At 39.6% G+C, this 8290-nt stretch carries 8 protein-coding genes; 7 read left to right on the plus strand and 1 reads right to left on the minus strand.

Annotation, left to right across the window (positions count from 1 at the left end; translation table 11 throughout):
- Positions 1–109 precede the first annotated feature (109 nt).
- Complete coding sequence (locus J8L97_RS21840; protein ID WP_211052765.1) at positions 110–2098, minus strand: winged helix-turn-helix domain-containing protein; 1989 nt, start codon at positions 2096–2098, stop codon at positions 110–112.
- Between the two features lie 159 nt (positions 2099–2257).
- Here J8L97_RS21840 and J8L97_RS21845 point away from each other — a divergent pair, with 159 nt between their 5' ends.
- From J8L97_RS21845 to J8L97_RS21870, 7 genes are all read left to right on the plus strand, one after another.
- Positions 2258–4510 carry a DUF5916 domain-containing protein gene (locus tag J8L97_RS21845; protein WP_211052767.1) on the plus strand — a complete coding sequence of 751 codons (2253 nt, stop codon included), beginning with the start codon at positions 2258–2260 and terminating at the stop codon, positions 4508–4510.
- Between the two features lie 132 nt (positions 4511–4642).
- The gene (locus tag J8L97_RS21850) at positions 4643–5356 is read left to right on the plus strand and encodes a helix-turn-helix domain-containing protein (RefSeq protein ID WP_211052769.1); all 714 of its coding nucleotides are present in this window, start codon (positions 4643–4645) and stop codon (positions 5354–5356) included.
- 105 nt (positions 5357–5461) lie between these two features.
- Positions 5462–5653, plus strand: coding sequence for a hypothetical protein (locus J8L97_RS24015; protein WP_312037209.1), 192 nt, complete (start codon positions 5462–5464; stop codon positions 5651–5653).
- Between the two features lie 51 nt (positions 5654–5704).
- Complete coding sequence (locus J8L97_RS21855; protein ID WP_312037210.1) at positions 5705–6364, plus strand: SMP-30/gluconolactonase/LRE family protein; 660 nt, start codon at positions 5705–5707, stop codon at positions 6362–6364.
- 92 nt (positions 6365–6456) lie between these two features.
- Complete coding sequence (locus tag J8L97_RS21860; RefSeq protein WP_192508103.1) at positions 6457–6930, plus strand: peroxiredoxin; 474 nt, start codon at positions 6457–6459, stop codon at positions 6928–6930.
- Positions 6931–7099: 169 nt separating this feature from the next.
- Positions 7100–7684 carry an ATP-binding cassette domain-containing protein gene (locus J8L97_RS21865; RefSeq protein ID WP_211052771.1) on the plus strand — a complete coding sequence of 195 codons (585 nt, stop codon included), beginning with the start codon at positions 7100–7102 and terminating at the stop codon, positions 7682–7684.
- Positions 7685–7706: 22 nt separating this feature from the next.
- The coding region (locus J8L97_RS21870) for a DUF6136 family protein (RefSeq protein ID WP_247688776.1) at positions 7707–8290 on the plus strand (584 nt) is incomplete at its 3' end.

Genomic DNA, 8290 nt, shown 5'->3' on the forward strand with positions numbered 1-8290 from the left:
TTATCTGCTTATCTGCTTATCTGCTTATCTGCTTATCTATTTGTAAAATGGATAATATGGGCCAGAGTGACAATAACCGCAGTATCACTCTCATGCGGCTATGTTATGTTTACTGAGGGGTTACTAGTCGAGTGAGTTTTTTAATATCGCCTTCAATTGCTTCCATTTTAGCGATATTTAATGAATTATCTTTGGCAATATCGTAGTGCCAAATCAGTTCATCTGATTTGATAAGTGAGATCGACGTCTCTTCTAAAGGCAGTTGCCAAATATAGTCTTTTGCAGACCAGCTTGATAACCAATATAAGGTGTTATCTCGTAGTTTGAAATTACGAAGTTGATTATATTGCTGTTGTGAAAAGCGGTGGATTAGCGTCCAATTTTCATGCGTGCTCAAATTGGCCAAACTATTCACTTTATACAAGGTATAGTTGTCAAAAACTAGCCATTGAGCATTTTGGTTGTCGTAAATGAGTGCGTCAACTTGCAGAGCGACTTCTTTGAGTCGTTGACCTGTTAAAGTATAAGTAGACAATGTATGTGTATCATATATCCAAACCCGCTCATTTGTATGCCAACCTAATTGGGTGATTGTACTAATTTGCTCAGGTGAGAACTGTGAGACTTTACCCTGCCGGTCATAAAGCAGTACATTCTTATCGCGATTGGTGAGAAGCAGATTTAGTTTAGGTTGCCACTCAATATGTTTAACATAGTCATAGCCTTGATTGTAAGAAAGTTGTTTGATTTGATCGTCAGCATGCAAATAGACTTCACAGACACCGCTTCTTTTTGACATAAAAGCGGTTTCGCCAAGTGGATTACTTACTGGTAGGTAATCGATACTGGTAGTTGAAAAAATAGGGAGCCCATCTTTATCACGAATATTCACTTGCCATGTTTCTACTGCCGTATAAATATCACCTGCTAAGTCGATGGATAAGTCAGTGAACATACCTTGTACTGCATTGGCAATAATATGTTGATGGCCATCTCGCGTTGTGGCTATCAATGTATGATGTTTATCTGAGTTATTGGTAACAATGCTTTGTTGCTTTGGATCGTAAGACAGTAAGGAGATCGGGTGTGCCCACTGCATATGCACAGTGCCATCGAGTGTGATTAATTTACTGCTATGATCAGTGGAGGTGATAAGGTAATAGGTCTTTCCTTGCCAAGCCTTGATACTGTGCTGAAAGGTGTCCCCTGCGTTAAGTGTAATTGGAAGGGCCAGCGCCTTACCGGTATTAAAGTCGTAATGAAAAGGCTTGAAGTGTGCGCCATGTGCTAGATTAATAGTTAGTTGGGTGCTTGATAACCAAGAAGATGCTCTGGAGCGTGTACATTTTTGACCTTTGGCGCGGTGAATAGCTTGCCCTGAGGATTTATACACATGGAGAATGCATTGGTCTTGGTAATATTGCCAGAATGTAATTAAGTCGAGTTCATTATGCCAGCTAGGGTGATGTATGCGGCTGGGGAACTTGATGGTATTTAACACCACACCTTGCTTATTGCTAAATACGAGATTATTAAAGTTTTTTATATAGGCAATTAAGTCTTTAGTTTTATGTGCGTCAACATTGTACTCAAGACCAAGATCATAACTCAGATCTGACAGCTCATAAGCAGGTTTTGGCGTTTTTATGGTATTTTTAGAATAAAATGCAATTGCGCTACTGCATACAATTACAACTGGAATTGTTGACCATTTCCACCATTGAGACTGTGTGAGGAGCTTATTTTTTTTCGATATTAGAGGTGTTTCTTGTGAAGTGTAAACATCTGTTCTGGCTATGAATTGATAGCCTTTTTTAGGGATAGTTTTAATCACCTTAGGTTGTTTTGGATTATCATTGAGTAACCGTCTTAATTTTGTTAATAATTGATATAAGCTATTATCTTCAACGATGATATTAGGCCAAATATGTTCAGATATCGCCTCGCGCGCAAGTAACTCCCCATTACTGTAAATAAACAGCCTGAGTAATTGCGCTACTTGTGGCTCTAATTTTATGACTTCTTTGGTGCTTAGATTGAGTAACTCATCTGTGTTGTCAAAAAATACCCAAGTTAAGAATTGTATATTTGTATGCATAGCGCATCATCTATGTTCTTTATATGAGTACAAAGTTAACTTTTATCATTATAAAGTCAAGGCTCGTAAGGGTTTAGCTAGCTTTCTTCAGATAAAATTCAGTATTTTTCACAGTGATATTTGTTTTTATAGGGAAAATTTTTTCAATTGGATTGAAGTATGAGTGGTGTGTTACGAAATATATATGTGTTGATTTTAGGGTTAATGAGTACATTGGTTTGTGCAAAAGATAACGTGTCAATAGTGTTAGATGGCCAGTTAATTGATCAAGCTTGGCAGGATGCTTCTGCAACAAAGACCTTTTATGAAGTCGTACCAGCCACGCATACTGAGTATTTAGATAAAGTGGAAAGTAAGGTAGTGACCACAGCACAAGGAGTGTATGTAGGTATTATTAATTGGCAAAAAGAAGGAGAAAGAAAGAAGCAATTCAATTTACAAGATGGGTTCATCCAAGCTGATTTTAATCGTATCTATTTAGACTTTTCTGGTGATGGCAGTGGTGCGTATTTGTTTGTGGTCGGATTAGGTGGAGGGGTTCAAGACGCAGTTCTTACACCACAATTAACAACCGACAGTGATTGGGATGGAGATTGGCAGACCTCATACTTTGAGGCAGCTGACTATTGGTCTAGTGAAACGTTTATTCCGTGGCATACAGTGTCTTTTTATAATAAAAAAAATCTACGAGATGCATCAGAAATTGGTGTGTCAGTGCAATTGTATCAGTTAGTTAATAATCATCTATATGCATCACAGAAACAGACGACGGCCAATGCTGACTTCTTTTTAACTATGCCTAAAGTAAAAGCAATTATCCCCCAAGAGCATCAAGTCACGTTTGTTCCGTATATCACTCGTCAGCAAGACCTGATTGACAATATAGGGTTAAATGATATCGGCTTCGACTTAATTTATAAGCCAGATCACCATCAAAAGCTGAGTGTTGCGATAAACCCAGATTTTGGTCAGATAGACAGTGATGAGGTGGACTTAAATTATAGTGCAGTCGAAACACTGCGCTCAGACAAACGTGCATTTTTCACCCAAGACATTAACGTCTTTAATGTACAAAGCCTGCAAGATACCACACTTATTCATACTCGGCGTATTGGAGCGAGTAGTGATGATATGATGCATATAACAACACCGATAGATGCCGCGGTCAGGTTTGTACAGCAGACAGAGCAGCTACAATTTGGCGCTTTTGCCGTAAAAGAAGATAAATTAGGTAATGATGTGGGTAAGTCATTTTACGCCATAAGGGGTAAGTATCGCCATAAAGCTTGGCAGACTGGGTTACTGATGACGCATACTGAACGTCCATTTATAGAGAGAGATGCTCGCAGCATTGCGTGGGACACCCAATACCAAAGTGCTACTTGGTCAATGCAAAGTACCATGATGCACAGTGATATTGCGCAAAGTCAGACAAGTCAACAAGGCCGAGGTGCGTCACTAAAGTTGGGGTATCAATTTTCTGCTAATACTCAATTTGAGTCGTCTTACTTACAGTTAGACGAAAAGTTTGATGTAAGTGATTTAGGGTATATTAAGCGCAATGACTGGCGTTATTGGCAAGGAGAGTTCAGTCATGCTATTAATTTTAATTCGCCATTGGTCACGAGCGTAAAACAAAAAATAGCGGTCGCTTATGAATCTAATGATGAGAGGATTAAATTACCAGCTCAACGTCAGTACAGCGCTAATGTGATGTTAAATGGTGGTGCAGAGGCATCGGCGACACTGACACATAATTCATCGGGGTGGCAAGATAATGTGGGCTATAACAGTGATCGTTTTCAGCAACCAGATACATGGGGGTCTCGGGTATTTTATCGTAGCTCTTATGTTGGGAAGTTTAGCTGGGCTGCCAGTTACCAGTATGATCAAGAAGGACTAAATGGCATCGCGCAACAGTTTGCGTTAGATCTTACTTTTATGCCGCATGAAAATTGGAATATCAATATAAATAACTTTTACCGTAAAGGGGACGGTTGGCTAATAGCGAATTCTCATAACCAGCTAACGCAGTACGATAGAGCGTATTTCGTGAATGAAAATAAAGTTACAGGACTATTAACTGATGATCTTGAACTGAGTATTTATTTGCAATGGGCCGTACTTGAAGCAAAAAGTGAGCAGGTATTTAGTATCACAGACGGGAGTTTAACAGAGCTTACTAATCTGGATACCAGTTTTGAAGACAAGCGATTGGTATCGCAAATGAAGTTGCGTTATCGATTAGGTGCTTTTTCCGATATATATTTGGTTTATGGCCGAGGGGCGACGCAAATTGATAATATGCAAAAGCAGAACGTGGCGGCTGAACCTTGGTCACGCAGTGTTGAGCGGCTTTGGCAAACCCCGAATGAAGAGCGTATCATTTTGAAATTTAGATACGGTTTCTAAATTTGAAGTGATTGATGGGGTATTAGCTTTAACTTACTAATATTCCTTGTTATTCTTGAATATTCACCTTGGTATTAATGCATGACTAGCCAAGAATGGGCTGTGATTTCAAGCCATAACAAGGATTAAAAGATGACACTCGGTCACTACATAAAACACTTACGTACCACAGCAAATATGAGCCAGCCTCAACTGGCGGAGAAAATGGGGGTAGAACAGAGTTATTTATCAAAATTAGAAAATGATAAATCTGTGCCCTCTAATGAGGTTTTTCGCCAGTTACTAGATGCTTTAGAGCTCACCGTTGAGGATTTTATGCTTGGCGCTCAAGGGCAAGCGAATAAACACCATTTCAGCCAAATTCCAGATATAGAGTCATGGTATGCTCGCCAGCTACGCGACAATTCAATCAAACAACGTACTTTGTTATACGTTGCTATATTGCTGGTATCACTTGGTGGCAGCTGTTTTTACGTCGGATTTCAAAACTTAGTGTTCCCACAAACATTGTATGAATATGAGTCTCGAGGGGTTGTTTTACCTAATGAGGCCCAAGATATTTTTTATAGCTGGTCTCGTTTTGTCCCTCATGATGTAGACATACAAGAGGTACGGCGAGCAATGCTCAAACGAAGAGATATATCGATTATTTTATCATTTGACTATTTAGGTGATGAATTTATCAAAGAGGTTGAACTGGGTCGCCGGCTTTATAAAGTAAGTAAAGATGCAAAGCAGCAAACGCGATTTGGTAATACTTTACTGCAGTTTATAGGTTTGACAGGGGCTTTGCTGGGTATCGCACTGATGCTCATTGAGCCTAGATTGACGCGTAACAAACTTTAACTCGAGTGATAATACTCGGCATATGATCTGTGTATTACTTATTCTCAATTAACAAGGGTCATTTCGCAGGTCATACTCAATAATTTTAAGGACAAAGATAATAAAATGCAGAAGTTTTTTTGGGTGATGCTAACGTTGCTAGGTGGTTGCCAAAATAGCATAGGGCACTTTAACGAGAATAACCCCGTTATTTTTCAAGTAATGGATTGGGTAGCAGATGGTACATTTACCGAGGGTGTTGAAGGTCCTGCGGTTGATAGCCATGGAGCTTTATACGCGGTGAACTATGGTCAATAGGGCACAATAGGGGTAGTTCAAGGCAAGAACAATACAAAGCTTTGGCTCACTTTGCCGGAAGGGAGCGTTGGTAATGGTATTCGTTTTAATCAGCATGGAGATATGTTTGTGGCAGATTATACCGGCCATAATATATTAAAAATCACACCGCAAGGTGTTGTGTCGGTTCATGCCCATGAGCCACTTATGAATCAACCAAACGACATCGCCATTCGTGATGATGGAATGATTTATGCGAGTGATCCTAATTGGTCTACCGGGCGGGGTCAAATTTGGCGGATAGCGACGGATGGCACAGTGAGCTTGTTACAAGCAGAGATGGGTACAAGTAATGGTATTGAAGTTAGTCCCGATAACCTTACCTTGTATGTAAATGAAAGCAAGCAACAAAAAATATGGGCATTTACGCTAAATGAGCAAGGCGATGTGAGTGACAAGCGGTTGTTTTACCAATTTACGAAGCATGGCCTTGATGGTATGCGCACAGATAGCCAAGGTAATTTATATGTAGCTCGCTATGGCGCAGGTGAAGTCGTAGTGCTGTCTCCAAGTGGAAGCTTATTACATACCGTGCGCTTAAAAGGAAAGTACCCAACAAATATTGCATTTGGTGGAGTGCAGGGGACTCAAGTGTTTGTGACAATGCAAAAACGTGGCGCGATCGAATCTTTTTACAGTGAATATGCCGGACGTGCTCACGCATTACATTAATCTTGTATACTTGTCGCAGATCGACTAATGCTGTCATATAAATGATTTCAGCAATACAACAAATAAATACATATTCTTTTTAAGGGAACACCATGATTGAACAAGGGCAAACTTTATCACAAGCGACACTCAGCCATTTAACAGATGACGGTATGGTAGAGCACCAAGTAACAGAATTGTTCGCAGGCAAAACCGTTGTTTTGTTCGCGGTGCCGGGCGCTTTCACACCAACATGTTCAGCGGCCCATTTACCGGGTTATGTGGTATTGGCTGATCAGCTTAAAGCCAAAGGCGTTGATGTTATTGCTTGTGTATCAGTAAACGATGCGTTTGTGATGAAAGCGTGGGGTGAAGCGCATAATGCATCAGAATTAATGATGCTAGGCGATGGCGATGCAAGCTTTACTAAATCTCTAGGCCTTGAAATGGACACAGCGACATTTGGTGGCATTCGTTCGCAGCGCTATGCCATGATTATAAAAGATGGCGTTGTCACTCAGCTTAATGTAGAAGCGCCTAAGTCATTTGAAGTCAGTAAAGCGGAAGTGATCTTAGCGGCGCTGTAATATACAAGCAAATATCGTATTTGTTAAAACGGGCACTCTATGCTCGTTTTTTATATTGGTAATTATTAAGTGACTAAATAACACATTGTGTAACATTCTTAATGACACCTGCAACTTTGCATATGTTAGAGTCACCTAATAAAGGAACAGATATAAGCCCTGCATAATAATGATTGAAGTTGCTAATTTAACAAAGTATTTTGGTAAAAAATGTATATTTGAAAATTATAATAATACGTTTACCGCGCAAAAGCTTTGTGTAGAAGGGCAGAATGGCCTAGGGAAAACCACACTTTTTACAATAATAGCCGGACTGGATAGTTTTTATTCTGGGCACATTACGCTCAATGGTCAGCAACACGCCCATTTGCAAAGCTGTGTGAGTTTAGCATCGGATAAAATTGTTTTTCCAGAATATTTAACAGCTCAGCAGATACTCACAATGACAGCATCAAGTTGGCAATGTACCTTACCTCAACAATTTATAACCGATTTGTGTTTTGATGCGTTTTTGCATACTCAAGTGGAAGATTTATCATCCGGTAACCTAAAGAAATTACAACTTATTAATGCTGTGATGCGAAACACCCCTTACTTGATTTTAGATGAACCGAGTGCGGCATTAGATAAGCGAGGCCTTGATGTGGTGTTAGAGTGGATCTGTGCCTACGAAGGCCAAGTCATTATAAGTAACCATGAACCGCAGCCATTTTTGGATATAGGTTTTGATAGTCAGCCACTTAAGAAAGTTTAACCGTGAAGGTGTTTAACAGATTATGATGAAACACTTCTATCAATATCGATATCGAGCTTTTAAGGCGGAACTTAAAGAGTTAGTTAATCAACTTAATCAATTTATTTTGATGATCACCACGCTATTCTATATTTTTTTACCAGGGTTAATTGCGTCTCTGTTTTTTGGTTTAGGTAAGATAGTGCAAAGTGATAGTATATTGGTTAGCATACAAGTTGCATTTGCTTATTTACTAATTCAAACTCTGTTAATTACCGTTCTAAAACCTGCAATTTTAGATAGTCGGCATAGGTGTTTCCAAAATAGTATATTACCCCGTACATGGCATAAGTATTTGGCTGATGTTGTGTTATTACTCGCAAGTCATGTTTTGTTTATCACAACATTGATATTGGCAGTCGCCATGGGTTGGGAAAAGCTCAGTCAGGCGCCACAGCTTTTGATCTTTATGTTGACTCAAGTTAGCTTTGCTATGGGGTTATTATACCGACCACAAGCAGTCAACTGGGCGTTATTCATGGCGTTTATATCACTGTGGTGGTCACCATCTATCCTGCACTTTTTAGTTTGTACAAACGTGCTATTGATTGGCTGCTGGTTTATACC

This window comes from Pseudoalteromonas sp. MMG012 (assembly GCF_018100875.1).
Lineage (GTDB): Bacteria > Pseudomonadota > Gammaproteobacteria > Enterobacterales > Alteromonadaceae > Pseudoalteromonas > Pseudoalteromonas aurantia.

Excerpts from the sequence above, each read along its gene's own strand:
- J8L97_RS21840 (WP_211052765.1), bottom strand. The coding sequence starts at position 2,098 with ATGCATACAAATATACAATTCTTAACTTGGGTATTTTTTGACAACACA.
- J8L97_RS21845 (WP_211052767.1), top strand. The coding sequence starts at position 2,258 with ATGAGTGGTGTGTTACGAAATATATATGTGTTGATTTTAGGGTTAATG.
- J8L97_RS21850 (WP_211052769.1), top strand. The coding sequence starts at position 4,643 with ATGACACTCGGTCACTACATAAAACACTTACGTACCACAGCAAATATG.
- J8L97_RS24015 (WP_312037209.1), top strand. The coding sequence starts at position 5,462 with ATGCAGAAGTTTTTTTGGGTGATGCTAACGTTGCTAGGTGGTTGCCAA.
- J8L97_RS21860 (WP_192508103.1), top strand. The coding sequence starts at position 6,457 with ATGATTGAACAAGGGCAAACTTTATCACAAGCGACACTCAGCCATTTA.
- J8L97_RS21865 (WP_211052771.1), top strand. The coding sequence starts at position 7,100 with ATGATTGAAGTTGCTAATTTAACAAAGTATTTTGGTAAAAAATGTATA.